Origin of the sequence: Edaphosphingomonas fennica, assembly GCF_003034225.1 — a bacterium.
Taxonomy (GTDB): domain Bacteria; phylum Pseudomonadota; class Alphaproteobacteria; order Sphingomonadales; family Sphingomonadaceae; genus Sphingomonas_E; species Sphingomonas_E fennica.
The window spans coordinates 1-1,466 of the sequence record NZ_PHHF01000038.1 but is presented as its reverse complement, the minus strand read 5'-3'; the positions used below and the strand labels follow the sequence as shown (position 1 = coordinate 1,466).

Below are 1,466 nucleotides of genomic sequence, written 5' to 3'. Positions count from 1 at the left end.
GGCCACCAGGCCTATCCGCACAAGATATTGACCGGCAGGCGCGATCGCATCCGCACCTTGCGGCAGGGCGGCGGGCTTTCGGGTTTCACCAGGCGGTCCGAGAGCGAATATGATCCGTTCGGGGCGGCGCACAGCTCGACCTCGATCTCGGCGGCGCTCGGCTTTGCGGTGGCAAACAAGCTGGCGGGCGCGCCGGGCAAGGCGATCGCGGTGATCGGCGACGGGGCGATGTCGGCGGGCATGGCCTATGAGGCGATGAACAACGCCGCCCAGGCCGGCAACCGGCTGGTGGTGATCCTGAACGACAATGACATGTCGATCGCGCCGCCGGTGGGGGGGCTGTCCGCCTATCTCGCCCGGATCGTCTCGTCGCGGCCGTTCCTGTCCCTGCGCGATCTCGCCAAGAAGGTGGCGCGCCGGCTGCCGCGCCCACTGCACGACGTCGCCAGCAAGACCGACCAGTTCGCCCGCGGCATGACGATGGGCGGCACGCTGTTCGAGGAGCTGGGCTTTTATTATGTCGGGCCGATCGACGGCCATAATCTCGATCACCTGATCCCGATCCTGGAGAATGTCCGCGACGCCTCCGAAGGGCCGATCCTGGTCCATGTCGTGACCCAGAAGGGCAAGGGCTATGCGCCGGCGGAGGCGGCGGCCGACAAATATCATGGCGTGCAGAAGTTCGATGTGGTGACGGGCGCGCAGGCCAAGGCGCCGCCGGGGCCGCCGGCCTATACCGCCGTCTTCGCCGATGCGCTGGTGGCCGAGGCGAAGCGCGACGAGACGATCTGCGCGATCACCGCGGCGATGCCGTCGGGCACCGGGCTCGACCGGTTCGAGAAGGCGTTTCCCGATCGCTGCTTCGACGTCGGCATTGCCGAACAGCATGCGGTGACCTTCGCCGCCGGCCTGGCCGCGCGCGGCATGCGGCCGTTCTGCGCGATCTATTCCACCTTCCTGCAGCGCGCCTACGACCAGGTGGTGCATGACGTGGCGATCCAGAACCTGCCGGTGCGCTTCGCGATCGACCGGGCGGGGCTGGTGGGGGCGGACGGCGCCACCCATGCCGGCAGCTTCGACGTCACCTATCTCGCCTCGCTGCCCAATTTCGTGGTGATGGCGGCCGCCGACGAGGCGGAGCTGACCCACATGGTCCACACCATGGCGCTGCACGATACGGGGCCGATCGCGGTGCGCTATCCCCGGGGCAACGGCACCGGCGTCGCCATCCCCGCCACGCCGGAGCGGCTGGAGATCGGCAAGGGCCGGCTGGTGCGCGAGGGCAAGACGGTGGCGATCCTCTCGCTCGGCACGCGGCTGGCGGAGGCCGAGCGCGCGGCCGACCAGCTGGAGGCCCTGGGCCTTTCCACCAGCGTCGCCGACCTGCGCTTCGCCAAGCCGCTGGACGAGGCGCTGATCCGCCGGCTGCTGTCCACCCATGAGGTGGCGGTCACCATCGAGGAAGG

1 protein-coding gene is annotated in these 1,466 nt (G+C 69.4%); it reads left to right on the top strand.

Going from position 1 to position 1,466, the window contains the following annotated elements:
- Nucleotides 1-1,466: 1-deoxy-D-xylulose-5-phosphate synthase (gene dxs, locus CV103_RS08660; RefSeq protein ID WP_107394666.1), on the top strand; the 1,466-nt coding region annotated here is incomplete at both ends.